At 67.6% G+C, this 24719-nt stretch carries 21 protein-coding genes; 15 read left to right on the plus strand and 6 right to left on the minus strand.

Annotated elements, in window-relative coordinates:
* The first annotated feature begins 1 nt into the window (after position 1).
* From AC1DBE_RS00995 to AC1DBE_RS01030, 8 genes are all read left to right on the plus strand, one after another.
* Positions 2-898 carry a hypothetical protein gene (locus tag AC1DBE_RS00995; RefSeq protein WP_476969343.1) on the plus strand — a complete coding sequence of 299 codons (897 nt, stop codon included), beginning with the start codon at positions 2-4 and terminating at the stop codon, positions 896-898.
* Positions 899-1055: 157 nt separating this feature from the next.
* Positions 1056-2438 (plus strand): MBL fold metallo-hydrolase RNA specificity domain-containing protein, encoded by a 1383-nt coding sequence (locus AC1DBE_RS01000; protein ID WP_476969344.1) that lies wholly within the window; start codon positions 1056-1058, stop codon positions 2436-2438.
* Between the two features lie 2 nt (positions 2439-2440).
* A complete protein-coding gene (locus AC1DBE_RS01005; RefSeq protein ID WP_476969660.1) occupies positions 2441-3751 on the plus strand; it encodes an erythromycin esterase family protein in 1311 nt (436 codons plus the stop codon).
* A 223-nt stretch (positions 3752-3974) separates the two neighbouring features.
* Positions 3975-4844, plus strand: a complete 870-nt coding sequence (locus tag AC1DBE_RS01010) for a universal stress protein (RefSeq protein WP_476969345.1) — start codon at positions 3975-3977, stop codon at positions 4842-4844.
* 79 nt (positions 4845-4923) lie between these two features.
* Positions 4924-5607 (plus strand): hypothetical protein, encoded by a 684-nt coding sequence (locus tag AC1DBE_RS01015; protein WP_476969346.1) that lies wholly within the window; start codon positions 4924-4926, stop codon positions 5605-5607.
* Positions 5608-5769: 162 nt separating this feature from the next.
* Complete coding sequence (locus AC1DBE_RS01020; RefSeq protein WP_476878367.1) at positions 5770-6981, plus strand: inorganic phosphate transporter; 1212 nt, start codon at positions 5770-5772, stop codon at positions 6979-6981.
* Positions 6978-7199, plus strand: coding sequence for a hypothetical protein (locus AC1DBE_RS01025; protein WP_476878368.1), 222 nt, complete (start codon positions 6978-6980; stop codon positions 7197-7199). The genes AC1DBE_RS01020 and AC1DBE_RS01025 overlap by 4 nt, the downstream gene beginning before the upstream one ends.
* A gap of 48 nt (positions 7200-7247) precedes the next feature.
* Positions 7248-7796 carry a dihydrofolate reductase family protein gene (locus tag AC1DBE_RS01030; RefSeq protein ID WP_476969347.1) on the plus strand — a complete coding sequence of 183 codons (549 nt, stop codon included), beginning with the start codon at positions 7248-7250 and terminating at the stop codon, positions 7794-7796.
* 12 nt (positions 7797-7808) lie between these two features.
* On the opposite strand, the gene AC1DBE_RS01035 is transcribed toward AC1DBE_RS01030, so the two are convergent.
* Positions 7809-8273, minus strand: coding sequence for a hotdog fold thioesterase (locus AC1DBE_RS01035; protein WP_476969348.1), 465 nt, complete (start codon positions 8271-8273; stop codon positions 7809-7811).
* 247 nt (positions 8274-8520) lie between these two features.
* On the opposite strand from AC1DBE_RS01035, the gene polA reads away from it, so the two are divergent.
* The 3 genes from polA to rpsA all read left to right on the plus strand — a co-directional run bounded on the left by polA (position 8521) and on the right by rpsA (position 14295).
* Complete coding sequence (gene polA / locus AC1DBE_RS01040) at positions 8521-11160, plus strand: DNA polymerase I (RefSeq protein ID WP_476969661.1); 2640 nt, start codon at positions 8521-8523, stop codon at positions 11158-11160.
* 135 nt (positions 11161-11295) lie between these two features.
* Positions 11296-12582, plus strand: a complete 1287-nt coding sequence (locus AC1DBE_RS01045; RefSeq protein ID WP_476969349.1) for a GNAT family N-acetyltransferase — start codon at positions 11296-11298, stop codon at positions 12580-12582.
* A 237-nt stretch (positions 12583-12819) separates the two neighbouring features.
* The gene (gene rpsA / locus AC1DBE_RS01050) at positions 12820-14295 is read left to right on the plus strand and encodes a 30S ribosomal protein S1 (RefSeq protein ID WP_476903408.1); all 1476 of its coding nucleotides are present in this window, start codon (positions 12820-12822) and stop codon (positions 14293-14295) included.
* 122 nt (positions 14296-14417) lie between these two features.
* On the opposite strand, the gene AC1DBE_RS01055 is transcribed toward rpsA, so the two are convergent.
* The 3 genes from AC1DBE_RS01055 to AC1DBE_RS01065 form a co-directional block, all read right to left on the minus strand.
* Entirely contained in the window at positions 14418-14855 is a 438-nt protein-coding gene (locus AC1DBE_RS01055; RefSeq protein WP_476969350.1) for a DUF1810 domain-containing protein, read from the minus strand.
* 725 nt (positions 14856-15580) lie between these two features.
* The gene (locus tag AC1DBE_RS01060) at positions 15581-16144 is read right to left on the minus strand and encodes a GNAT family N-acetyltransferase (RefSeq protein ID WP_476969351.1); all 564 of its coding nucleotides are present in this window, start codon (positions 16142-16144) and stop codon (positions 15581-15583) included.
* On the minus strand, positions 16128-16853 hold the full coding sequence (locus AC1DBE_RS01065) for an IMPACT family protein (RefSeq protein ID WP_476969352.1): 726 nt from the start codon (positions 16851-16853) through the stop codon (positions 16128-16130). Before AC1DBE_RS01065 ends, AC1DBE_RS01060 begins: the two co-directional genes overlap by 17 nt.
* A 22-nt stretch (positions 16854-16875) precedes the next feature.
* On the opposite strand from AC1DBE_RS01065, the gene coaE reads away from it, so the two are divergent.
* The 4 genes from coaE to AC1DBE_RS01085 all read left to right on the plus strand — a co-directional run bounded on the left by coaE (position 16876) and on the right by AC1DBE_RS01085 (position 22873).
* Positions 16876-18117 carry a dephospho-CoA kinase gene (gene coaE / locus AC1DBE_RS01070; protein ID WP_476969353.1) on the plus strand — a complete coding sequence of 414 codons (1242 nt, stop codon included), beginning with the start codon at positions 16876-16878 and terminating at the stop codon, positions 18115-18117.
* A 40-nt stretch (positions 18118-18157) separates the two neighbouring features.
* The gene (gene uvrB / locus AC1DBE_RS01075) at positions 18158-20239 is read left to right on the plus strand and encodes an excinuclease ABC subunit UvrB (protein ID WP_476878378.1); all 2082 of its coding nucleotides are present in this window, start codon (positions 18158-18160) and stop codon (positions 20237-20239) included.
* 178 nt (positions 20240-20417) lie between these two features.
* Positions 20418-21446 carry a TerC family protein gene (locus AC1DBE_RS01080; RefSeq protein ID WP_476969354.1) on the plus strand — a complete coding sequence of 343 codons (1029 nt, stop codon included), beginning with the start codon at positions 20418-20420 and terminating at the stop codon, positions 21444-21446.
* 74 nt (positions 21447-21520) lie between these two features.
* Complete coding sequence (locus tag AC1DBE_RS01085) at positions 21521-22873, plus strand: MFS transporter (RefSeq protein WP_476969355.1); 1353 nt, start codon at positions 21521-21523, stop codon at positions 22871-22873.
* Positions 22874-22877: 4 nt separating this feature from the next.
* On the opposite strand, the gene AC1DBE_RS01090 is transcribed toward AC1DBE_RS01085, so the two are convergent.
* Positions 22878-24143: an alpha/beta fold hydrolase gene (locus tag AC1DBE_RS01090; RefSeq protein ID WP_476969662.1), complete on the minus strand. Its 1266-nt coding sequence runs from the start codon at positions 24141-24143 to the stop codon at positions 22878-22880.
* A 64-nt stretch (positions 24144-24207) separates the two neighbouring features.
* Positions 24208-24708: an N-acetyltransferase family protein gene (locus AC1DBE_RS01095; protein ID WP_476969356.1), complete on the minus strand. Its 501-nt coding sequence runs from the start codon at positions 24706-24708 to the stop codon at positions 24208-24210.
* Positions 24709-24719: the final 11 nt, after the last annotated feature.

Raw genomic sequence — 24719 nt, forward strand, 5'->3', positions numbered from 1 at the left:
GATGGGCCGCCTCGCACAGGCCTCGGCAACCGCCCTCCTGGTCCTGGCACTGAGCTCCTGCACAGGGGGAGGCCAGGAACCGTCCGGGGGCAGCACCGCCCCCGCCGGGGCCGCTGCCACCGCCGAACCGAGCCTGACCGCGGCCGCTGCGCCCTCCGCGGACCTGGAAGCCGGAACCGACGTCGGAAACGGCCGGCCGGCGAGCACCCACGACGGCCTGATGGTGCAGCGCCGGATCGTCGTCGCCATCCATCCCTCCCCCAACGCCGACGTCGCGGCGCTCCGGCAGCGGCTCTACCAGACGGCCTCGGCGGGCGGGATGGCACTGTCCAGCATCTCCCCGACAGTCCTTGACGCCGCGGTCCTGGACCACCTGGTTCCCGAACTCATCGCCGCGCTCCCGGCCGGACGCACCAAGGACGACGGCGAGCGGCTGGCCGAGCGTGCCTTTGGCAAGGAGGGCTCCTTCGCGGGAGTGGAACATGTCCACGTCGGGTCGGTCCTGGTGCATGACCTGGCGTTCAGGATCGCGACGGCCAACCCGAAGGCGCTCGCGGCCGCCATCGCCACCGAAGGCATCCTCGCGGACGCGCTCGGCAATTATCAGGAGTCGTTCGGGGCCCGGGACCTCACCATCGGCTACACCGGCCCGCTGCTCAGCGACGCACTGGTGGAGTCCGTCCGGGCCGGGATGGCGCGCGGCGCCGGTGTCCGCCCGGCCGCCGTGCAGCTCCGGGCGCGCTCCGCGGCGGGCACCGGTGTGGACCTGTCCAAGGAGCCGCCACCCGCGCCAGCGGAGGCCGGGGAGGACGATTCCGGCCACCACGACGCGGGAACGGAGGATTCCGGCCACAACACCGGCCACAACACCGGCGGCGACGACGGTTCCGACCATTAGGCGGGGATAGGCATTGAACGGCGGGCCCGGCGGGATTCGTTCCACCGGGCCTGCTGTCTGCCGGCCTTCCGCCGGGCCTGCGGCTGTGACTTTCGGCCCTTGGGGAGGGCCCGGGGAGGGCGGATGGTGGGCTTAAGGATTCGGGAACGGAAGCACCATGAGACACGAGCAGCCGACCCTCCGGTTTTTTGGTGCCACGGACACCGTCACCGGATCACGCTATCTCCTCGAAGCCGGCGGCCGCCGGGTCCTCGTGGACTGCGGATTGTTCCAGGGGTACAAACGCAGCCGCGAGCGCAACCGCACCCCGTTTCCCGTCCCGCCCGGCTCCATCGACGCCGTCGTCCTTACTCATGCGCACCTGGACCACACCGGATACGTCCCGGCGCTGGTCCGCGACGGGTTCGCGGGTCCGGTCTACGCCACGGACGGGACCACCGAACTGTGCAAACTGATCCTGCCGGACAGCGGCTACCTGCAGGAGGAAGAGGCACGGTACGCGACCCACCGCGGCTCCTCCCGGCACAGCCCCGCCCTGCCGCTCTACACCGCCGCGGACGCCGTCAAGTCGTTGAACAGCTTCAAGATCCGGGAGTTCGACAGCCCGGTGGACCTGGGCGGCGGCATGGAACTGACCTTCGTGCCCGCCGGACACATCCTGGGAGCCGCGCAGGTCCATGTCCGGTTCGGCTCGCAGTCGGTGCACTTCACCGGCGACCTGGGCCGGTCCGATGATCCGCTGATGTTTCCGCCGCGGCCGCTGGGCGCCGTGGACGTCCTCGTCACCGAATCCACCTACGGCAACCGGACGCACTCCAGCCAGGATCCCGAACAGCAGCTGGGGGAGATTATCACGCGCGTCGCCAAACGCGGCGGCGTGGTGATGTTCGCCGCGTTCGCCGTCGGACGGGCCGAGACGCTGATGCTGTACCTCTCCAGGCTCCGCCGTAAGCATGCCATTCCGGACATCCCCGTGTACCTCAACAGCCCCATGGCCATAGACGCGTCCGCCATGTACCAGCGGCACCCGGAGGAACACCGGCTGGCGCGGGACGAATACGCGAACATGTACAACCTCGCCAAACTCACCCGCAGCATGGACGAGTCGAAGCTGCTGAACCTGCGCGGCGGCCCGATGATCATTATTTCCGCCAGCGGCATGCTCACCGGCGGCAGGATCCTGCACCACCTGGCCGCCTACGGCCCCGACCCGAAGAACGCCATCATCCTGAGCGGCTACCAGGCGGGCGGCACCCGGGGCGCCGCCCTGGCCGCCGGCCAACGCGACATCCGGGTCTACGGCGAGGACATTACTGTCCGCGCCGAAGTCATCCAGATGGAAAACCTCTCGGCCCACGCCGACGCCGATGGACTCATCGAGTGGATGAAGGCCGCCCCGCAGGCGCCACGGATGACCTATATCACCCACGGCGAGCCCGATTCCTCGGACGCCCTGCGGGCCCGGATCAAGCACGAACTGGGCTGGCGGAGCCGGGTGCCCGAACACCTGGAGCGGATCGAGATCGGGAACCCGCGGTGACCATGGACAGCGCCACCAGGTCAGCTGTACTGGGCGAGATCCATGCACTCGCGCGGCGGCTCCGCAGTGACCGGGACCTTGACGGACTGGTCCGGCGGGCGGCGGACTGCCGTTTTACCGCCGTCGGGGAAGCCTCGCACGGTACCCACGAGTTCTATTCCTGGCGCGCCACGCTCAGCCGCCGGCTGATCGAGGAACAGCAGTACACGTGGATAGGCGTTGAAGGCGACTGGCCCGACTGCTGGCGGATCAACCAATGGGTCCGCGGCCACAGCGGACAGGACCAGGGCGTGCACGCGCTCCTCTCCGGATTCCAGCGCTGGCCCACCTGGATGTGGGCGAACGAGGAAGTGGCCGGCTTCCTGGATTGGCTGCGCAGCTGGAACGCCCGCAGGCCGCCTCAGGCCCGGGTGGGGTTCTACGGCCTTGACGTCTACTCGCTCTGGGACTCCCTGCGCGAGATCATCGCGTGGCTCCAGGGAAACCTGCCCGACGCGGTACCGGCAGCCATGCGGGCCTGGCAGTGTTTCCTGCCGCACCATGAGGATCCGCACGAGTACGCGTGGAGTACACGGCTGGTCCCGAATTCCTGCGAGGCCGACGTCGTCGCCCTGCTCAGCGAGGTCAGGAACCGCGCGTTCAGCCCGGGGGAGCAGGACGAAGGAACCTTCGACGCCGTCCAGAACGCGGAAGTGGCGGCCAACGCCGAGCACTACTACCGGATCATGGTCCGCGGGGACCGGCAGTCCTGGAACGTCCGGGACCACCACATGGCAGACACCATCGACCGCCTGAGCCGGCACCTGGGTCCGGACTCCAAAGGCCTCATCTGGGAGCACAACACCCATGTGGGGGACGCCCGTGCCACCGACATGGCGCAGGACGGCCTGGTCAACGTGGGCCAACTCCTGCGCGAACGCCATGCCGTGGACGGTGTGCTCCTGGTGGGTTTCGCCGCCCACCGGGGCACCGTGATCGCGGCCGACTCCTGGGGAACCACGGAACGGATCATGGCCGTCCCTGCCGCCCGTCCCGGCAGCCACGAAGACTTACTGCACGAGGCCCTCGGCGTCCCGGCGGTATTGGACTTCGGCGCGGACCGGAGCGGTCCGTGGCTCTCGCGCTGGCTGGGTCACCGGGCTATCGGCGTGGTCTACCGGCCGGACCGGGAACAGGGGAACTATGTCCCCACCCGGATGGGGGAGCGGTACGACGCCCTCATCTGGCTGGAGGGCTCCGCCGCGCTGCGCCCCGTGCACCACGAGGGACCTCCGCGGGAGCCGGAATTCGAGACGGAGCCGACAGGTTTCTAGGCCCTCCGGGCCGCCGCGTGGCGGGGCTTAAGGCCCTAACTTGGCTCCCGGGGGCGGGGCACACTGAATTGTCGGCAGGGACCCCGGCGCCGGTGCCGCCTGACGGCCGCCGCCGGGATCAGTCCCTTCCGCGGTTCCAGCAGTGGTCACAGAATGGTGCGCTGCAGGGACCACCGTGGAGGTCACGTACACGTTCACGCACAGGAAACGAGCAGGATTAAGCATGAGTAAACCAATCGTCGTCGGCATCAACGGTTCAGCGGGCAGCGAAGCCGCGCTGGCCTGGGCGCTGGACCGCGCTGCCCGGCAAAAGCTGCCGGTGGTCTGCGTCCACGCCGTGGACGACCGGTGGATGTCACCGGATTTCCAGTACCACGAGCTCATTCGTGAATCGGGCCTGGAACTCCTGGAAAAAGCGAAGACGGCCGCGAAGAGCAAGGCGCCCGACGTCGACGTCGACGTCCAACTGCGGCACGGAAGCCCCGGCTCGGCGCTGCGGGAGGCGTCCCAGGAAGCCACCATGGTGGTGGTCGGCGGCCACGACAAACACTGGATGGACGGCGGCCCCCTGACGGACCGCGCCCTGCAGATCGTCACCGCATCCGATGGTCCCGTCGCGGTTGTACCGCGCGAGCCCGCAGCGGGGGCACGCGGCGTCGTGGTTGGGGTGGACGGGTCCGAAGAGTCGCTCCAGGCCGTGGCCTTCGCCGCCGCCGAAGCCGACCGCGGCGGTGACGAGCTGACCGTGGTCATGGCCTTCCGGAGCCCGGCCCGCTGGGTGGAACGCCAGCTGCCCGAGAGCGGACTCGCCGAGTCGATCGTCGAGGAGGACCAGATTGTCCTGGCCGAATCGGTGGCCGGACTCGGCGACAAATACCCCGATCTCGTCATCCACCAGCGGCTGGAAACGGACACCGAACCGGCCAAAGCGCTGGTGGATCTCGCCCGGGAAGCCCGGCTCCTGGTGGTGGGCAGCCGCGGGCGGGGCGGCTTCTCGCGCCTGGTCCTCGGGTCCACGGCCCACGCAGTCCTGCTCAACGTGCCGTGCCCCACCGTGGTCACGCGCGTCCACAAGGTCAAGCACACGGACTAGGCGCCCCGGCGCCGCTGGGCGGAGAGCCCCCTCCCGCAGGGGGCTTTCCGCTGCCCGGGCCCGGTGGGAGGATGATTCCGTGGATCCATTTATCAACTTCATCGGCCATAACTGGTGGCTCGTGTTCCCCATGAGCGCGCTGCTGGGCAGCTGGGCTCGGTCCTGGAGCAAAGCGGCCGAACGCCGGCACCGCCGCAAGGTGGAGCTCTACCGGCTCAAGAACCACCAGGCCGAGGTGGAGAAGGCCGGCGTCGGCGAGGTGCAGGCCCTGGTCGATGCCCATGACGACGTCAACCGGCGCTGGCTGGACTACGAACTGAACATCGGCAAGCTCATTGACTTCCCCGTGATGACCGATGTCCGGGAACCGCTGACCGTGGCGTTCCTGCGGGCCAAACGCGAAGCCGACGGGTTGCGGCCCGCCAGCCCGGGGCAGATCAGCACGGCCGCCCGGCTCTCGGAGTACCGGGCCGCCGTCCGCGGCTTCGAACTGGCCTTTGACGTTGCCGAACGCGAGGCCCGGCGGATCAAGGACAGCAATTTCACCGGCCCGGAACGCGAACGGCTCGCCACCGCCCGGAAGCTGCTGAGGATCGCATCCGACGCCGCAGCCACACCGGCCGAGCGGCAGACGGCATACAAACGGGCGCGCCGGGAACTCGACGGCCTGATCGTCCTGCCCGAAGCGACGCTGGCGGCGCTGGAGGAGAAAATCGCCGGCATGCTCGATACCGGACCGGCACCGCGGCCGGCGCACGGCTAGGCGTTTTGCCCTGCACTGATTGGCACGTACGATCTATAGGGTTTCAGGAGAGCTTTGGTGAACCGCACACGTCATGCCGCCAACCAGCGGATGAACATGAGAAAACAAGGCCGCCACGGGGAATGAAACTGCTGACCGTCGACTCTGCAGATTGGGCAACAGGTGGAAATCACCATAATGGTGGCGCTGGTTATAGCGCTGGCTCTGTTCTTTGACTTCACCAATGGATTTCACGACACCGCCAACGCGATGGCCACGCCCATCGCCACCGGTGCCATCAAGCCCCGGACGGCCGTCGCCCTCGCCGCGGTGCTGAACCTCGTCGGCGCGTTTCTCTCCACCGAAGTGGCCAAGACGGTCTCCGGCGGCATCATCCGGGAAGGGTCCGACGGCGTCCAGATCACCCCGGACATCATCTTCGCCGGGCTGATGGGCGCGATCCTGTGGAACATGATCACCTGGCTCAAGGGCCTGCCCTCCAGTTCCTCGCACGCACTCTTTGGCGGCCTGATCGGTGCGGCGATCGCCGGCATCGGCCTGAATTCCGTCAACTTCACCTCGGTGCTGCAGAAGGTCCTTCTGCCGGCCGTCTTCGCCCCGGTCATCGCAGCCCTCGTGGCGTATGTGTGCACCAGGCTCGCCTACGCACTGACCTCCCGGCACGACCCGGAGACCGGCAGCAAGCTCACCCAGAAGCGCGGCGGGTTCCGCACCGGGCAGATCTTCACCTCCAGCCTGGTCGCCCTGGCCCACGGCACCAATGACGCGCAGAAGACCATGGGCATCATCACCCTGGTCCTGATCTCGGCCGGCAGCCAGGCCCCGGGCTCCGGCCCGCAGTTCTGGGTCATCGCGGCCTGTGCCCTCGCCATCGCGATCGGCACCTACTCCGGCGGTTGGCGGATCATCCGCACCATGGGCTCCGGCCTCACCGACGTCAAGCCCGCCCAGGGCTTCGCCGCGGAAACCAGCACCGCCGCCGCGATCCTCGCCTCCTCCCACCTCGGCTTCGCGCTCTCCACCACCCACGTCGCGTCCGGCTCGGTCATCGGCTCGGGTATGGGCCGCCGCGGCACCACCGTTCGCTGGGGAACCGCCGGCAAAATCGTTGTCGGCTGGCTCTTTACCCTCCCCGCCGCCGGGATCGTCGGTGCCCTCACCGCGCTGCTGGTGCACACCGGACCGGTCGGATTCGTGATTGCCGCCATCGCCGGCACGGGCGCCGTCGTCTACATGTTCGTCGCCTCCCGGAAGTCCCACGTCGGCCACCACAACGCCGTCGAGGTCGAAGAGGCCGGCCAGGCCATCCGGTTCGCGAAGAAGAAGGCGGCTGCGGTCAGCCGTACCAACAACTCCAAGGGTGGCCGTAAATGAAATGGCTTGAACTCGTGATGGTCGCCGGGGCAACCCTCGTCGCCGCCGTGACCGTCGTCGTCCTGTACGCCCTCGGCGTGCGGCTCACCGCGATCGCCGGGGACGTGCGGAACACCCAGCCCGCCTGGATCAGGCCGCTGTCCTACATCTGCTTCGGCCTGTGCGGCGTGGCCGTGCTTTTCGGGCTGTACCTGATCATTCCGTACTTCAGCAAGTAGCCTGACGGCCCACTGGGCTTAGCGGCCGGGACTGGCTACGCTGGGCCCATGCCGCTGTTCCAGTACTTCGTCGCCACATCCGTGGACGGCTTCATCGCCACCACGGATGACAACCTCGACTGGCTCCTGCAGTTCGACGGATTCGACGGCGGCCAGGACAGTTACGACGCCTTTATGGCCGACGTCGGGTGCATCGTTATGGGCGGCGGGACCTACAGCTGGCTCCAGGAGCACGAACCGGACCACTGGCCCTACCCGGGCGTACCCTGCTGGGTCTTCACCCACCACGAACTGGCCGCCCCGAAAGGCGCCAACATCACCTTCGTCCGCGGACCGGTGGGCGAGTTCGCCGAGGACCTGACGGACGCCGCGGCCGGACAGAACGTCTGGGTGGTCGGCGGGGGAGTCCTGGCCGCCCAGTTCGCCGCCGCCGGGCTCCTCCAGGAACTGATCATCTCCGTTATTCCCGTGATCCTGGGCGCCGGGAAACCGCTGCTCCCGCTGGCCCGGCCGACGGCGCCGCTTGAGTTGACTGCCTCGCGGGCCATGGGCCGCGGCATCGTCGAGCTCCGCTACCGCCTCCCGGCCGGTACCTGAGGGGAGGAGTTCCTAGGCGTCGACGTCGCGGAGCAGGTTCGTGATCCGTGCAGTGGAGAGCCGGCGGCCCTGCTCATCGGTCATCACGATTTCGTGCGTCGTCAGGGTCCGGCCGAGGTGGATGGCCGTGCACGTTCCCGTGACTGTCCCGGACGCGATGGACCGGTGATGGGTCGCGCCGACCTCGATCCCCAGTGCCTGCCGCCCCGGCCCCGCGTGCATCGCCGCCGAGAAGGATCCCAGGGTTTCGGCCAGCACCACATGCGCGCCGCCGTGCAGGATCCCCGCCACCTGGGTGTTGCCCTCCACCGGCATGGTGGCGACGGTCCGCTCCGGGCCCAGTTCCAGGAAGTGGATCCCCATCTTTACCACCAGGGCGCCCACACCCATCCGGCCCAGCCAGCCGTGCAGTTCCGCGGGAACACCGGCCGCCTCGAGTTCGGCGGCGAACGGGGCGGGCGTGAAATTGTCGATCATGGCAACTAGGCTGGCACCTGTGAGCGAAACTACCAAACCGGCCCCATCCCTTTCTGCCGCGGGCACCGCAACGGACGCCGCCGCAGGCACCGCCCCGGAAACCCTGACGGACACTGCCGGGGGCTCCGTGCTCGTGGCCGACGCGGTGAAGAAGCCGCGCGGCCGGTCGGCGGAGGTTTCCGCGACCGAGGCGCCGGTCATCCCCCTCACAGACCAACCCCGGCTGCTGGTGCTGGACGGCCACTCGATGGCGTTCCGGGCGTTCTTCGCGCTGCCCGCTGACAAGTTCTCCACCGCGGCAGGGCAGCACACCAACGCCGTGCATGGCTTCACGTCCATGCTGATCAATCTGATCAAGGAACAAAAGCCCACCCACGTGGCGGTGGCGTTCGATGTCTCCGATGACACGACGCACCGCAAGGCCGAGTACGACGGCTACAAGGGTGGACGCAACGAGACGCCGCGGGAAATGAGCGGCCAGATCGACCTCATAGACAAGGTTATGGGTGCCTGGGGCATCAAGACCATCAAGATGCCCGGCTGGGAAGCGGATGACATTTTGGCCACGCTGGCCGCCATGGGCGAGAAAGCCGGCTACGAGGTCCTGCTGGTCTCCGGTGACCGCGACGCGTTCCAGCTCATCACCGACAACGTGTTCGTGCTCTACCCCAAGAAGGGCGTCAGCGACATCCCCCGGATGGACGCGGGCGCCATTCAGGACAAGTACTTCGTCACCCCCGCCCAGTACTCGGACCTCGCCGCCCTGGTGGGCGAGAGCGCGGACAACCTGCCGGGCGTTCCCGGCGTCGGACCCAAAACGGCCGCCAAATGGATCAACCTCTACGGCGGCTTGGAAGGCGTCCTGGAGAACCTGGACACGATCGGCGGGAAGGTCGGTGACGCGCTGCGCGAGAACGTGGAGGACGTCAAACGCAACCGGCGGCTCAACCGGCTTCGAACGGACCTCGAACTGCCCGTCACGCTCGAGGACCTGGCGGACCCGCGCCCGGACCAGGCCGCCCTGGAGGAACTGTTCGATGCCCTCGAATTCAAAACCATCCGGACCCGGCTCTTCGCCCTCTACGGCAGTGAAGTGACGGAGGCCGAGCGCGAAACCCTCGACATGCCGGAGTTCATCACCCCGGCGGACGCCGCCCAGCTCAGCGCCTTCCTGGCCGCCGGGGCGGGCAAGCGTTCAGCCGTCGCCGTTGAGCTGGTCCCTGGCCGGATCGGCGAGGACGCCAGCGCGCTGGCGATCGTCCGCGACGACGCCGCGGCGTACATCGAGCTCTCCCGCCAGGACGCCGACGCCGAGAACGTCCTGGCAGACTGGCTGCGGGACGCGCAGGCACCGAAGGTGGTGCACGGGTTCAAGGCCGCGCTGAAGGCCCTGACCGCCCGCGGACTCGCCCTCGACGGGGTGGTGGATGACACCTCCATCTCGGGCTACCTCATCCAGCCGGACCGCCGCAGCTACGAGCTCGCCGAACTGGCCCTGCACCACCTCAACGTCTCGGTGTCGGCCGACGCCGCCAAGGAGGGCCAGCTGGAGCTGGCGTTCGACGGCGACGACGCGGCAGCCGCCGGAGCGCTGGTCCATGTCGCCGCCGTCGTCGGGGCCCTGAGCCGCTACTTCGAGGCCGAACTCCGGGAGCGCAAAGCCCAGGACCTGCTGACCACCCTTGAACTTCCCGTCAGCCGGGTCCTCGCGGACATGGAACTGGCAGGCATCGCCATCGACATGCCCCGGATGGACGAGCAGCTCTCCGACCTCGCCAAGGTGATCGACAATGCCCAGGAACTGGCGTTCGCGGCGATCGGCCACGAGGTGAACCTCGGTTCGCCCAAGCAGCTCCAGACTGTCCTGTTCGAGGAGCTGGGCCTGCCCAAGACCAAGAAGATCAAGTCCGGGTACACCACGGACGCGGCATCGTTGAAAAACCTGCTGGAAAAAACCGGCCACGAATTCCTGGTCCAGCTGATGGCGCACCGGGAATCCTCGAAGCTTCGCCAGATGCTGGAGTCGCTGAAGAAATCCGTGACGGAGGACGGGCGCATCCACACCACTTACGCCCAGAACGTCGCCGCCACCGGCCGGATTTCCTCGAACAATCCCAACCTGCAGAACATCCCGATCCGCAGCGAGGAGGGCCGCCGGGTCCGTGGCATCTTTGTGGTCAGCGACGGCTACGAGTGCCTGCTCTCCGCCGACTACTCGCAGATCGAGATGCGGATCATGGCCCACCTCTCCGGCGACGCCGGTCTGATCCAGGCGTACAAGGACGGCGAAGACCTGCACCGGTTCGTCGGCTCCAACATCTTCCACGTGCCCACCGACCAGGTCACCAGCGCCATGCGCTCGAAGGTCAAGGCCATGTCCTACGGCCTCGCCTACGGACTGACGTCCTTCGGCCTGTCGAAGCAGCTGGAGATCTCCGTCGACGAGGCCCGGACCCTCATGAAGGACTACTTCGACCGCTTCGGCGCCGTCCGCGACTACCTGCGCGGGGTGGTGGACCAAGCCAGGATCGACGGATACACGGCCACCATCGAAGGCCGCCGCCGGTACCTCCCGGACCTGACCAGCACCGACCGGCAGCTGCGTGAGAACGCGGAGCGGGTGGCGCTGAACTCGCCGATCCAGGGCTCTGCCGCGGACATCATCAAGCGGGCCATGCTGGGTGTTTCCGGCGCGCTGGCCGAGCAGGGGCTGAAATCACGGATGCTCCTGCAGGTCCATGATGAACTGGTCCTCGAGGTGGCCGAGGGCGAACGCGAGGCGGTAGAGAAGCTCGTCACCGAGCAGATGGGGTCGGCTGCGGATCTTAGCGTTCCGCTCGACGTCCAGATCGGCATCGGCGCCAGCTGGTACGAAGCCGGGCACTAAAACCGGGCACTAAAACCGGGGGCTAGTGCCGGGCCTGCGCGGCCGGCGGCACAGCCGGGGTGGTGTGGGACTGACGCTGCGGCGCCACTAGGTTTTCAGGTTTTCAACGTTGCAGTTATTCAAGGGGAGAATCACGTGGCAGAGCAGTACGAAATCCGGCGCTTCGAACCTGCGGCGAAGGAGCACCCGGCATACCCGGAGTCCGTCGCCTGGATGCGCGCCGTCGCGTTTGGTTTCCACGACGCCCGGCGCAGCGATGAGCGGGTCGACCGGGGACTGGAGATGCAGCGTGCGGACGGGCGGATCCTGACCGGCGTCTACCAGACCGGTCCCGTCGCCACCCATGCACTCGAGCCTGGCGTTCCCGTGGCGACCTTCGGCACCATGACCAAAACGCTGAACATCGGCTTCGGGCGGCTCCTAGACACCCGGCTCGTGACCGCCGTGACCGTCAGGACGTCGCACCGCCGCCGCGGGCTGCTGCGCCGCATGATGGCCGACGAGCTGGGACAGGCACAGCAGGAAGGCCTGGCCATGGCGGCGCTGACCGCCTCGGAAGCGTCCATCTACGGCCGGTTCGGCTTCGGCGTCGCGACGTCCGAACAGTCGATCAAGGTCGACACGAGCTCCCGCTTCGTCGTCAACCACACCCCGGTGGGCAGCGTCGAGGTGGCGGACCCCAAGGTGCTCCTTGAGCTGGCCCCGGTCATCTTCGACCGCACGCACCGCCTGACGCCGGGCTCCATCGGCCGGCACGAGTTCTACCGGCAGTTCGTCTCCGGCTCCATCAGCCGCGAGGACAACGAGGACCCGAAGGTCAAGGTCGCGCTGCACTACGGGCCCGAGGGCGATGTGGACGGCTACGTCTCCTACCGGTTCGGCGGCTGGTCGAGCACTCCGTACACAATGGAGGTCGTGGACCTGGTGGCGGCCACCCGCGCCGCGTACCTGGAACTGTGGCAGTACCTCGGCGCCATCGACCTGGTGGAGCGTGTGACGTGGGACGAGGCTCCCGTGGACGACCCGCTTCCGTGGGCGCTGCAGGATCCGCGCTGCGTGGACGCCTCGGACGCCCGGGACATGCTCTGGCTGCGGGTCCTGGATGTGCAGAAAGCCCTGGCCGCGCGGCGCTACCCGACCGACGGTTCGCTGGTGCTCCGTGTGGCCGATAGCCTCGGATTCGCCGCCGGAACGTTCACCTTGGCGGTCGCCGGGGGAGAGGCCACCGTTACGCCCTCGCCGGAAGCGACGCCGGACCTGTCCCTGGATGTGGCCGATCTCGGCTCGATCTACCTCGGCGCCGTCTGCCCCGTGACCCTGGCTGCCGCAGGCAGGGTGGCCGAACATTCGGCCGGGGCGGCCCTGGTTGCGCGGCTGATGTTCGCCGTCGAGCGCGCGCCGCACTGCCTGACGCACTTCTAGGACGACGCGTAGGACGACGGCAGCGCGACGGGGCCGGCGGGCCCCGTCGCGCTTTGACCCGCGTTGGCGGAAACGACTAGACTAAACGGGCGTGTACTACGTGTGCGCAACTAAATCCACAAAATCAGGATGACCCGGCTGATCGCCTTTGATTCGCCGCGCTCTTCGCCCGTGTCGCCGACGCGGTCGGGACGGTTTGCCTGACCGACTAACTATCCACAACGGAGCCCCTACTACATGACCATCACCTCCACCGAGAAGCCCGGTACCCCCGTCGTCGCGATTAACGACATCGGTACCGCTGAGGACTTCCTCGCAGCTGTCGACGCGACCATCAAGTACTTCAACGACGGAGACCTCGTCGAAGGTACCGTCGTCAAGGTCGACCGCGACGAAGTTCTGCTCGACATCGGTTACAAGACCGAAGGTGTCATTCCCTCCCGCGAGCTTTCCATCAAGCACGACGTTGACCCCGGAGACGTCGTCTCCGTTGGCGATCAGGTCGAAGCCCTGGTGCTCACCAAGGAAGACAAAGAAGGCCGTCTGATCCTCTCCAAGAAGCGTGCTCAGTACGAGCGTGCCTGGGGCGACATCGAGAAGGTCAAGGAAGAAGACGGCGTCGTTACCGGTACCGTCATCGAAGTTGTCAAGGGTGGTCTTATCCTCGACATCGGCCTGCGCGGCTTCCTGCCCGCATCCCTCGTCGAGATGCGCCGTGTGCGCGACCTGGCTCCGTACATCGGTCAGCAGATCGAAGCCAAGATCATCGAGCTGGACAAGAACCGCAACAACGTTGTTCTGTCCCGCCGTGCCTGGCTCGAGCAGACCCAGTCCGAGGTCCGCTCCACGTTCCTCAACAAGCTGGAAAAGGGCCAGGTCCGTCCCGGCGTCGTTTCCTCCATCGTCAACTTCGGTGCCTTCGTGGACCTGGGCGGCGTAGACGGCCTCGTTCACGTTTCCGAGCTGTCCTGGAAGCACATCGACCACCCGTCCGAGGTTGTCGAAGTTGGCCAGGAAGTCACCGTCGAGGTTCTCGAGGTCGACCTGGACCGCGAGCGCGTTTCCCTGTCGCTCAAGGCTACGCAGGAAGATCCGTGGCAGACCTTCGCCCGCACCCACGCCCTCGGCCAGGTTGTTCCGGGTAAGGTCACCAAGCTGGTTCCGTTCGGTGCGTTCGTTCGCGTCGAAGACGGCATCGAAGGCCTGGTCCACATCTCCGAGCTCGCCGTGCGCCACGTTGAGCTGGCCGAGCAGGTTGTCTCCGTTGGCGACGAGCTGTTCGTCAAGGTCATCGACATCGACCTCGAACGCCGCCGCATCTCGCTGTCCCTCAAGCAGGCCAACGAGGGCGTCGACGCCGACAGCACCGAATTCGATCCGGCTCTCTACGGCATGGCCGCTGAGTACGACGAAGAGGGCAACTACAAGTACCCGGAGGGCTTCGACCCGGAGTCCAACGAGTGGCTTGAAGGCTACGAGACGCAGCGCGCTGCCTGGGAGCAGCAGTACGCTGACGCCCAGACCCGCTGGGAAGCCCACAAGAAGCAGGTTGCCCAGCACGCTGCCGACGACGCTGCTGCTGCAACGTCCGGTGAGAGCGACTCCGGCACCACCAGCTACTCCTCCGAGCCGGCTGCGACCGAGACCGGTGCAGGCACGCTTGCTTCGGACGAGGCCCTCGCTGCCCTGCGCGAGAAGCTGACCGGCAACTAGTTGCCACCGGCCCGGGTTTGCCCGGGCCAGCCACCACGGGTCCCCGCCAAGTGCGGGGGCCCGTTGTGGTTTAAGGGGCGGGGTGGGGGTGGCTGCGGCGGGACTGGCTGCGGCCCGGCCGGTCAGGCGCCGTTGCCGAGGATGCGATCCGTGGCAACGTCAGGTTCGCCGTCGAAGTACTTGTCCAGAATTTGCTGAAACACCGGCTCCCCCGGGGCCGCCCGGTGGAACAGGGTTGCCGACGAGTGAAGTTTCCGCGCGTCGATGCCGCCGAAGATCTGCTCTGCGGTTCGTCCCTCGACGGCGACGACGGCGTCACACGACTCCCGCAGCCGGCCGCCCAGGACCGGGTGGTCCAGATAGGCCCGGGCTTCGTCGACCGAGGCGATCGCATACTTCCGCGAGGTGGCGCTGAACCCGAGCCCGGCGATCTGCGGAAAAATGAACCACATCCAATGACTTCGCTTGGCCCCGGCACTCAGCTCCGACAGCGCCTGCCGGTACGTGCCCGCCGAGTCCTGAGCCTCGACGAAGCGGGCCAGGTTGTACGGATCATCCACGTCAGTTCTCCTCGTTGTCTTGGCGCTCCGCGGTAGCCCTGAGCGTCGGCGGTGGTCTCCGGCGCGCCACCAGGCAACATCGGGCCTCCGCATTGGACCGTCACAGACGCCCTCAAGAGCCCGGTGAGTTGCGCGCTTCTGGGGTTCGCCCCGTATCCCCTTCATCCAAGCACCGCCCCGCCTCCCGCAACAACCATCTGGAACGCCGCACCCCGCTCCACCACGGACGGACATGCCCATCCGTGGTGCCGGGCATTGGACATAGTGGCATCATGCTCATTGCTGAGGTCCGCCGTTGGACATGTCCGTCCGTGGTTGTGAGCGATGGGCACGCCCTTCCTTGGGCCGCCTTAGGGACGAGCATGTCCATCCCTGGTATGCGGAGTTGGTCGCAAAGGCCAACATGCCCATTCCCTGGGTCCGCCGATGGACATGTCCGTTCGGGGGTTTGAGGAATGCACATGTCCATCCGGGGCCGTGGGGAAGGACGGACATGCCCATCCTCGGTGCCGGCCGTTGGACATAGTGGCATCATGCCCATTGCTGACGTCCGCCGATGGACATGTCCGTCCTTGGATGGTGGGGATGGACATGCCCATCCTTGGTGCCGGCCGTTGGACATAGTGGCATCATGCCCATTGCTAAGCGCCGCCGGTGGACATGTCCGTCCCGGCGAGGCAGGGATGGGCATGTCCATCCGTCGGTGCGCCGGTGCAGCCCGCGGGCTAGGGGAGTTTGAAGGTGGCCCGGACCCGCAGGGCGTCTGATGTCAGTTCTGCACCCATCGAACGCAATAGGGCCTGCGCGGCGAGGTTGCCCGAGGTTGTTTCCGCTTCCAGGTCGGCTGCTCCCGCCTCAGCTGCCTGGAGCTTGATGAGCCGCAGTGCCTCTCCGCCGATGCCCCGGCCGCGGAAGCTCCGGCCCAGCCAGATGCCGGTCTCCAGCGTGCCCCCGTCCTTCGGACCCAGCGTGCCCCCGGCTTCCGGAGTACGAACATCACCCCCAACCCCGTCCACCCGCATCAATCGGACCGACCCCGCCAGCTCCCCGTCGGCGGTGATGGCCCAGGTCCGCTGCCGGGCCGGACCGTCGAGCCCGGCCGCCGCGGCGCGGTGGTAGGCGCGGAACCAGCTGATCCGTTCGGTGTTCCAACCGGCGGTCGTGCCGAGCGGCGGGGTGACCTCGTCGGCGTCGGCGTCATGCAACGCCACGGCCAGAAGCCCGTCCAGCACCGCGTTCGTCACGTCGACCAGCGCGACCACCGAAACCGGCTCAGTTGATGGCGGCATCGACCCACTCCGTTCCTTCCGGCGACAGCACAGCACTTCCGGCCGAGAGTTCAGCCAGCCGCGCCGACGCCTGCTCCAGCTTGGCCGGGCTGTCCCGCAACGCCATCCGGAGCACCGTTGTCTGCGCATCGTAACTGGTCCCGGCCATGAGGAACCCGGCGGCGCGGAGGTCGTTTTCAAGCCGGCCGGCGGAAGCGTGGGGGATCGGCACGGCACAGATCCGCAGCCGCTGCCGCCGCACCAGGGGCGCGCGTTCCAGTGCGGAAGACACCGATTCCGAGTACGCCCGCACCAGTCCGCCCGCACCGAGCAGGATGCCGCCGAAATAGCGGACGACGACGGCGGTCACGTCACTGAGGTCGGTCAGGCCGGGCCCGGTTTCGCGTTTCAGCAGGGCCTCCAGCATGGGGATACCCGCCGTTCCCGAGGGTTCGCCGTCGTCGCTGGAGCGCTGCACCTCACGGTCTGGGCCCAGTACGAACGCCGAGCAGTGGTGCCGGGCGTCATGGAATTCCCGGCGGAGCGACGCCACCAGCACCCGGGCCTGGTCCTCGTCGGCCGTGCGCTGCAGGACGGTAATGAAACGGGACCGTTTGATCTCCAGCTCGTGCCGGAAGCTGCCGCCGGCCGCCAGCGTGGTGTACGCCGTGGCTCTGCTGTCCGGGAAAGCGCTGGCCTTGCTTTCCGGGGAAACCGCGTCGACTGGCACCGCTTCAGTTTAGTCTGGTGGGGTGCTGAAGATCGGGTTGACGGGCGGCATCGCCTCAGGGAAGTCAGTGGTGGCCTCGCGGCTGCGCGAGCTTGGGGCCGTGGTGGTCGACGCCGACGCCCTGGCGCGCGAGGTCGTGGAACCGGGCACGCCCGGGCTGGCGCGCGTTGTGGCGGCCTTCAGTTCTACCGTGGTGGGATCCGACGGCGCCCTGGACCGCGCTCGCCTGGCCGCCCTCGTCTTCGGAAACCCCGAGCGGCTGGCCGTGCTGAACGGCATCATCCACCCCCTCGTCCGGGAACGGGCCGCCGCCATCGCCGCGGCCGCCCCCAAAGGCGCCGTCGTGGTCCAGGACATCCCATTGCTGGTCGAGACCGGCCAGGGCGCCAACTTCCACCTGGTGGTGGTGGTGGACGCACCCGAAGACCTCAGGATCCAGCGGATGGTCGAGCACCGGAAGATGACGGTCGATGAGGCTAGGTCCAGAATGGGCGCCCAGGCCACTCGCGAGCAGCGGCTGGCAGCGGCGGATGTGGTCCTGGACAATTCCGGCGCCAGGGAGGAACTGCGCGACGCCGTGGACCGGCTCTGGTCCGGCCGGCTAGTGCCGTTCGCGGAGAACCTGGTTAAACACCGGCTGGCGCCGCGCTCCGGCGGCCCGGTGCTCAGCCCCGCCACCCCGGCCTGGACGGCCGAGGCTGCCCGGCTCATCGCCCGGCTCCGGGCAGTGTCCCCGCAGGACATCCTCGGCGTCGACCACATCGGCTCGACGGCGGTTCCCGGGCTGGCCGCCAAGGACGTCCTGGACCTGCAGCTCACCGTCCGCGACCTCGCCGCCGCGGACCGGCTGGAGCCGCTGCTGGCGGAGGCGGGTTTCCCGCGCTGGCCGGGCAGCGGCCCTGACAACCCGAAGCCCGGCCACCCGGACCCTGCGGCCTGGGACAAGCGCGTCCACGGCAGCGCGGACCCGGGCCGGCCAGTGAACCTGCACGTCCGGGCTGCCGGCTCCCCGGGCTGGCGCTATGCCCTGTGCTTCCGGGACTGGCTGCGCGACGACGACGCCGCGCGTATCGACTACCTCGCCGAAAAGCGGCGCGCCGCGCGGCGGCACGGGGTGGACAAGTCCACGGCGGCCTACGCCGCAGACAAAGAAGACTGGTTCACTGCGCAGGCCGCCCCGCGGATGGATGAGTGGGCCCGCCGAACGGGCTGGCGGCCGCCGTCGTACGCCGCCGCAGGACCGCAGGGTAGCGCCCAAAGCTGAATCAGGGTTTCCTGTCGGAGTGCAGCGGTAGATTAGGAACATGAGCCTTGCCCAGGAAATCAACCGTGTTGTGGCGCCCTTCGAAGTCATCAGCGAGTTCAAACCGGCCGGCGACCAGCCGGCCGCGATCGCTGAGCTGACCGAGCGCATCAAGAATGGCGAAAAGGACGTGGTGCTCCTGGGCGCCACCGGTACGGGTAAGAGCGCCACAACGGCGTGGCTGGTCGAGCAGGTCCAGCGCCCCACCCTCGTGATGGTGCAGAACAAGACCCTCGCCGCCCAGCTGGCCAACGAATTCCGTGAGCTGCTGCCGAACAACGCGGTGGAGTACTTCGTCTCGTACTACGACTACTACCAGCCCGAGGCCTACGTGGCCCAGACGGACACCTTCATCGAGAAAGACTCCTCCATCAACGAGGAAGTGGAGCGGCTCCGGCACTCCGCCACGAACGCACTCCTCACCCGCCGCGACGTGATCGTGGTGGCCACCGTGTCCTGCATCTACGGCCTCGGCACGCCGGAAGAGTACATTTCCGGCATGGTCACCCTGCGCAAGGGCGCGGAAATGAACCGCGACGACCTGCTCCGGAAGTTCGTCTCCATGCAGTACGCCCGCAACGACATGGACTTCCACCGCGGGACCTTCAGGGTCCGCGGCGACACCGTGGAGATCATCCCGATGTACGAGGAACTGGCCATCAGGATCGAGTTCTTCGGCGACGAGATCGAAAACATCCAGACCCTGCACCCGCTCACCGGCGAAGTGCTGCGCGAGGAAGAGGAAATGTACGTCTTCCCGGCCTCGCACTACGTCGCCGGMCCSGARCGGATGGCCCGGGCGATCAARCGGATCGARGACGAACTCGCCGACCGSCTCAAGGTCCTGGAGAGCCAGAACAAGCTSGTCGAGGCCCAGCGGYTGCGGATGCGCACCACCTATGACCTTGAGATGATGCAGCAGATGGGCTTCTGCAACGGCATCGAGAACTACTCGTCGCACATTGACGGCCGTGCCCGCGGGACGGCTCCGCACTGCCTCCTGGACTACTTCCCGGACGATTTCCTGCTCGTGATCGACGAATCCCACGTTACGGTCCCGCAGATCGGTGCCATGTACGAGGGCGACATGTCCCGCAAACGGAACCTGGTGGACTTCGGTTTCCGGCTGCCGTCGGCCATGGACAACCGTCCGCTCAAATGGGACGAATTCCTCGAGCGTGTCGGCCAGACCGTGTACCTCTCCGCGACCCCGGGCAAATACGAGCTCGGCAAGGCCGACGGCTTCGTGCAGCAGATCATCCGGCCCACCGGCCTGATCGACCCGGAAGTGATCGTCAAGCCCACGAAGGGCCAGATCGATGATCTGCTGGGCGAGATCCGCACCCGCACCGCCAACAACGAACGCGTGCTGGTCACCACCCTGACCAAACGGATGGCGGAGGACCTCACCGACTACCTGCTGGGCCACGGCGTTAAAGTCGAATACCTGCACTCAGACGTAGACACCCTGCGCCGCGTGGAGCTGCTCCGCGAACTCCGGATGGGCGTCTTTGACGTCCTGGTCGGCATCAACCTGCTCCGGGAAGGCCTGGACCTGCCCGAGGTCTCGCTGGTCAGCATTCTCGACGCGGACAAGGAAGGATTCCTCCGCTCCGCGACGTCCCTGATCCAGACCATCGGCCGTGCCGCCCGAAACGTCTCCGGCCAGGTTCACATGTACGCGGACCGGATTACCGATTCCATGGCCCAGGCCATCGACGAGACCAATCGCCGCCGGGCCATCCAGGTGGCCTACAACACCGAGCGGGGGATCGACCCGCAGCCGCTGCGCAAGAAGATCGCCGACATCACCGACCAGTTGGCCAAGGAAGACGCGGATACCCGCGAGCTGCTGGCCAGCGCGAACAAGGCCCGCGGCAAGGGCAAAGGCGGGGCCAAGGTCCGCACCGACGGACTTGCCGCCGCCCCCGCCGAGGACCTGGTGGGCCTGATCGAACAACTCACGGAGCAGATGCACGCGGCAGCCGGCGAGTTGCAGTTCGAATTGGCGGCACGGCTCCGCGACGAGGTCGGCGATCTCAAGAAGGAGCTGCGCCAGATGCAGTCGGCGGGTCACGCCTAAGGTAAAGTAGATGGAACGTAGGGGAGTATCCCAAGCGCTACGATCGTCAACACGCAGGGCACAGATGCCATGCCGGGCGTAGCGGGCAGCAGACTGACACCGGAGGCCACGGCCCGGGTGCGGGAGCTTAGCCGGAGAGACTTACACCGCTGAGCTGTACCCTGCGAAAGGTCACTTCGTGCTCGAACTTCCCCTCTGGTTTGAGATCGGCTCCTTTGTCGTCCTCGGCCTCATCCTCGCCGTCGACCTGCTCCTGGTCCTGAAGCGTCCGCACGAGCCCTCCATGAAGGAAGCAGGCCTTTGGGTCTCCTTCTACATTGCCTTGGCCCTCGTCTTCGCCGGCGCCATGTTCATGTTTACCGGCCCGGAATACGGCGGCCAGTTCATCGCCGGCTGGGTCACCGAGTACAGCCTCAGCATCGATAACCTGTTCGTGTTCATCATCATCATGGCGCGCTTCTCGGTACCCCGTAAGTACCAGCAGGAGGTGCTTATGGTCGGGATCATCATCGCACTGGTCCTGCGTGGCATCTTCATCCTGCTCGGCGCGATCGTGATCGAACAGTTCAGCTGGATCTTCTACATCTTCGGCGCGTTCCTGCTCTGGACCGCATGGAAGCAGGCCCAGGACGAAGGCGAAGACGAGGAAGACAAGGAAAACCCGCTGATCGCCCGGATCCGCCGGGTCCTGCCGATGTCCGAAAAGTTCGACGGCGGCAAGCTCCGCACCGTGGTGGACGGTAAAAAGGTCTTCACCCCGATGCTCATCGTCTTCGTGACCATCGGCCTGACGGACCTGCTGTTCGCCGTGGACTCCATCCCGGCCATCTTCGGCCTCACCCAGAGCGCATTCATCGTCTTCACGGCCAACATCTTCGCCCTGATGGGTTTGCGCCAGCTGTACTTCCTGCTGGGCGGTCTCATGAGCCGGCTCATCTACCTCAAGCACGCGCTCTCGGTCATCCTGGCCTTCATCGGCGTCAAGCTGGTGCTGCACGCCATGCACGTGAACGAACTCCCGTTCATCAACGGCGGCAAGCACATCGAATGGGCGCCGGAGATCCCCACGTTCGTCTCGCTCGCCGTGATCATCGGCACCATCATCATCGCGGTGGTCGCCAGCCTGCTCAGCTCCAAGGCCTCCAAGGCCAAACTCGACAGCCGGCTGGAAGAGGACTCCCGCAAGAGCCTCAGCGACGCCGAGTAGCCACCACGCGGGCACCGAACGGGCAGGCCACGCGCCTGGGCCGCCGCGGAGCCTCGACGGGCTAAGCTCGGAGCGTGAAAACGTTTGATGCCGCACCGGCGGCCGATACGGCGCTGCACCCCCAACGGGTGCAGCGCCGTACCGTTGTTGTCCTCAGCATCGCCCAGCTCCTCAGCGGAATCGGCAACGGCGCGAGCCTGTCAGTGGGATCGCTGCTGGCGGTCCAGCTTTCCGGCTCCAACGCCTGGGCCGGCTCGGTCACCACCACCATGACTCTCGCGGCAGCCCTGACCGCCCTGCCGCTGGCCGGACTGGCCGGCCGGAGGGGGCGCCGGGCCGCTCTCGTGACCGGCCTGCTCTGCGCGATGACGGGCGCCCTGCTGGTGATTCTGGCCACCGTGACCGGGGTCTTCCCGATCCTGCTCGCGGCCGCGGCCCTGCTGGGCCTTGGCACCGCGGCCAACCTGCAGGCGCGCTTTGCCGCCGTCGACCTCGCCGATGCCCAACACCGCGGACGGTCCCTCGCAATCGTCGTGTGGTCGGTGACGGTTGGCGCCGCTGCCGGCCCCAACCTCATCCAGCCCGGCGCGGTAGTGGGGGAGGCGCTGGGGCTGCCCGCCATCTCAGGGCCGTTCGTGTTTTCGACGGCGGGACTGTTCCTCGCAGCCCTGCTGTTGCTGGTCGCGCTGCGGCCCGACCCGCTGCTGCTGGCCGGCCGGCTGCGTACCGCCGCCGAGGGTCCCGCCAAGGGAACGCAAGGCAGCCGGGGGAGGCACGCCCTGCGGGACGGCCTCCGTGCCGTCCGCTCCTCGCCCCGGGCGCGGCTGGCGCTGCTCGCCGTCGTGGCCGCGCACGGCTGCATGGCGGCCGTGATGTCCATGACGCCGCTCCACCTGCAATTGCTCACCGAAGGGCCGATGGCCGGCCCCATGGCCGGTCACACCCACACCACCGGGACCGATGTGTTCGTGCTGATCGGCTTCACCATCTCGCTGCACATCGCCGGGATGTACGCGCTCTCACCCGTGATGGGCTGGCTCACCGACCGGGTGGGCCGCCGCCAGGTCATCCTTCTGGGCCACGGGCTGATCCTGGTGGCCGTGTGCGTGGCCGGGTTCGGTCAGTCGCAGCCGGCCCTGGTGACCATCGGACTGGTGCTCCTGGGGCTGGGCTGGTCCGCTGCCACCATTGCCGGATCCACGCTGCTCGCCGAAAGTGTGGCCCCCGGGGACAGGGTCCTCGTGCAGGGTGTCTCGGACACCCTGATGGGCATCGCCGGCGCCGTCGGATCCGGGTTCGCCGGACTGCTGATGAGTGGAATCGGCTACCAGGGGCTGAACCTGGTAGCCGCCGCCGTCGCCGTCACGGTCCTGACCGTGATCCTGGCAGCGCGAGCGCCGCGCACGGAGCCGGCCCAGGACAGCTGAGTCCTCAGGCCCCGGCCGCGCGCGCCATGCCGAGCAGCCGCCCGAAGATGGCTTCCCCGTCATCGGCAATGCCGTCATGGTGGAACTCATCCGTTTCCCACACCTGCAGGCCGCGGACTGCACGTGCTGTCTCCAGCGAGAGGTCCCGGTCCACGTAAATATCGTCGCTGTAAACGGCCGCTGCCACGGGGACGTTGTTCAGTGCGAGGCGCTCGGGATCGTAGAGCGGCTTCCAATCGTCCTTCTCGGCGAGCAACTGCGCCACGGTGCGGAGCGGCCGCAGCGCCGGATCCTGATCGAAGTACCACGGATAGACCATCTCACCCGTCAGCAGGGGCTCGGCGGCGTCCGGGCGGAACTCGGGGAAGTCCTGGAGCACGCGCAGGGCAGCCCAATCGGTGGCCTCGCCCTGGCCGTAGATGGACTCATGCATAAGGGCATAGAGCGGGTTGGATGCGCGGGAAACGAGGCTGCGGACCTGCTCCAGGAAGCCGTCGGAGAGCTGCTCGCCGTCGGGCGTGGCAACGAACGCATCCTCCAGCAGGTGGTGGAGCCCGTCGACGCGGGTGTTGCCGCCGAGGTAGGCACCCACCATCTGGAACCGCTCCACCGTGAGCCGGGTGCCGTCGGGAAGGACTTCCTCGGTCTCCCGGAGGTGCCGGGCGATCCGGGTGACCAGCTCGCGGTCCTGCGGATACCAGCTGAAGTATTCGGCGTTGCGGGCCGCGACCCGCCGGAAGGTGGCCTGGTAGACCCGGTCTGCGGGACCGGCCAGCGGGGCGAGGCCGCCGGTGATGAGTGCCTCCCGCAGGCCTTCGGGGGCGAAGGAGAGGTAGGTCAGCGCGCAGAAGCCGCCGTAGCTCTGACCGTAAATGGTCCACGGCGCTGCACCGAGGGCCCTGCGGATAGCCTCGGCATCCGCCACGATCGAATCGGCCCGGAAGTGCTCGAGGTACTCCACCTGGTCCCGGTCGCCGCCGCGCAACGGCAGCGTGTTGCGGTCGATGGGGGAGGACAGGCCGGTGCCGCGCTGGTCCAGCATCAGGATGCGGAAGTCCCTGGCCGCGGCCTTGCTCCAGCCGCCCAGGGCCGGGAAGCGGTTGCCGCGGCCCCCGGGGCCGCCCTGCAGGAACAGCAGCCACGGCAGGTCCGCGGCAGCCTCTTCGCTGTGGTCGGCCGAGACGTACTCGCGGGCGAAGACCGTGATGGTTTCGGTGCCGGCACCGAAATGGTCCAGCGGAACTTCGAAATAGTGTTCCGTGGTGCGCATGCCGCGGTAGTCGTGCCGCGCTTTGACGATGTGCGGGACGACGCCGGGCGCCACCGCTGCGGCCTTAGCCACGGGCGGTTGCCGTCCGGGCCGCGCCGAATGCGGCGAGGGCTTCACCGGTCAGCCGGAATGTCGACCATTCGTCCATTGGGGCCGCCCCGAGGTTTTTGTAGAAAGCGATCGAGGGCTCGTTCCAGTCCAGCACGCTCCATTCCACGCGGGCGTAGCCGCGCTCCACGGCCGTGGTCGCAAGGTGCTGCAGCAGGGCCTTGCCGTGCCCGGCGCCGCGCGCCTCGGGCATCACGTAGAGATCCTCAAGGTAGATCCCGTGGACGCCTTCCCACGTGGAGTAGTTCAGGAACCACAACGCGAAACCCTGGACCTCGCCGGCCTCGTTCTCCGCCATGGTCGCGTAAACGCGCGGGTTTTCGCCGAACAGGGCCTCGGACAACATCTCCGGGGTGTTTCGGACCGCGTCCGGTTCCTTCTCGTAGATGGCCAGGTCGTGGATCATCCGGAGGATGGCGGGAACGTCGGCGGCGGCGGCCGGGCGGATTACACTCATGGGCACGAGTT

This window comes from Arthrobacter sp. 10T416, from assembly GCF_056394165.1.

Bases quoted from the DNA above. Each gene is read 5' to 3' on its own strand.
- AC1DBE_RS01025 (WP_476878368.1), top strand. From the start codon at position 6,978: ATGAAATGGCTTGAACTCGTGATGGTCGCCGGGGCAACCCTCGTCGCC.
- AC1DBE_RS01030 (WP_476969347.1), top strand. From the start codon at position 7,248: ATGCCGCTGTTCCAGTACTTCGTCGCCACATCCGTGGACGGCTTCATC.
- polA (WP_476969661.1), top strand. From the start codon at position 8,521: ATGGCGTTCCGGGCGTTCTTCGCGCTGCCCGCTGACAAGTTCTCCACC.
- AC1DBE_RS01000 (WP_476969344.1), top strand. From the start codon at position 1,056: ATGAGACACGAGCAGCCGACCCTCCGGTTTTTTGGTGCCACGGACACC.
- AC1DBE_RS01060 (WP_476969351.1), bottom strand. From the start codon at position 16,144: ATGCCGCCATCAACTGAGCCGGTTTCGGTGGTCGCGCTGGTCGACGTG.
- AC1DBE_RS00995 (WP_476969343.1), top strand. From the start codon at position 2: ATGGGCCGCCTCGCACAGGCCTCGGCAACCGCCCTCCTGGTCCTGGCA.
- AC1DBE_RS01005 (WP_476969660.1), top strand. From the start codon at position 2,441: ATGGACAGCGCCACCAGGTCAGCTGTACTGGGCGAGATCCATGCACTC.
- AC1DBE_RS01010 (WP_476969345.1), top strand. From the start codon at position 3,975: ATGAGTAAACCAATCGTCGTCGGCATCAACGGTTCAGCGGGCAGCGAA.
- rpsA (WP_476903408.1), top strand. From the start codon at position 12,820: ATGACCATCACCTCCACCGAGAAGCCCGGTACCCCCGTCGTCGCGATT.
- AC1DBE_RS01095 (WP_476969356.1), bottom strand. From the start codon at position 24,708: ATGAGTGTAATCCGCCCGGCCGCCGCCGCCGACGTTCCCGCCATCCTC.
- AC1DBE_RS01035 (WP_476969348.1), bottom strand. From the start codon at position 8,273: ATGATCGACAATTTCACGCCCGCCCCGTTCGCCGCCGAACTCGAGGCG.
- AC1DBE_RS01090 (WP_476969662.1), bottom strand. From the start codon at position 24,143: ATGCGCACCACGGAACACTATTTCGAAGTTCCGCTGGACCATTTCGGT.